The sequence below is a fragment of the Eubacterium sp. 3_1_31 genome, assembly GCF_964249515.1.
Lineage (GTDB): Bacteria > Bacillota_I > Bacilli_A > Erysipelotrichales > Erysipelotrichaceae > Longicatena > Longicatena caecimuris.
On sequence record NZ_CAXUBY010000124.1, the window covers coordinates 1 to 511 of the forward strand.

The following is a 511-nucleotide window of genomic DNA, read 5'->3' on the forward strand; positions in this document are numbered from 1 at the left end:
CGCTTTACTGGCTGTGGTTTGTACTTCCTTTCTGTGATTTCTGCTCTGATACGTTCCCAGTTTTCTTTTATATAAACATAGGCGTCCTCAATCGTTATTTCATCAATTCCGCTTGTTCCTTTATTCGCTTTTACACGTTTATAGGCTTTGTTCATATTTTCTCTGTTCAGTATCTTTTCTAATAGTTCTGACATACTTTGTGCACTCCTTTCCTTTCCGCTTTCTTACAAATCATCATACGTGTTTTGGATATTTGCTCATTTACGTTTTCACTCATATCCTTGTCTGATTATTGTAAGAAACATACATTTTGCTCGTGCGATTAAAACGTTCGGTCCTTCAGTATCTCTACCTAATATGACCTCTGCTGACTTCTCATTGTTCGTTGTTACTACTCCTCGACTGCCCGTCGTTCTACGTCTCGCCTACTGAGTCAATGAGACCTCGCGGGGTAAGTCACATATCTTTCCTCGTTTACTTATCTGATTTACGCCATTAGGTTACGGTTATC

General features: G+C 39.3%; 1 pseudogene. It reads right to left on the bottom strand.

Features of this window, described 5'->3' with window-relative positions:
- A pseudogene (locus tag ACESSZ_RS16530) lies at nt 1-194 on the bottom strand (group II intron reverse transcriptase/maturase); the annotation flags it as partial.
- Nucleotides 195-511: the final 317 nt, after the last annotated feature.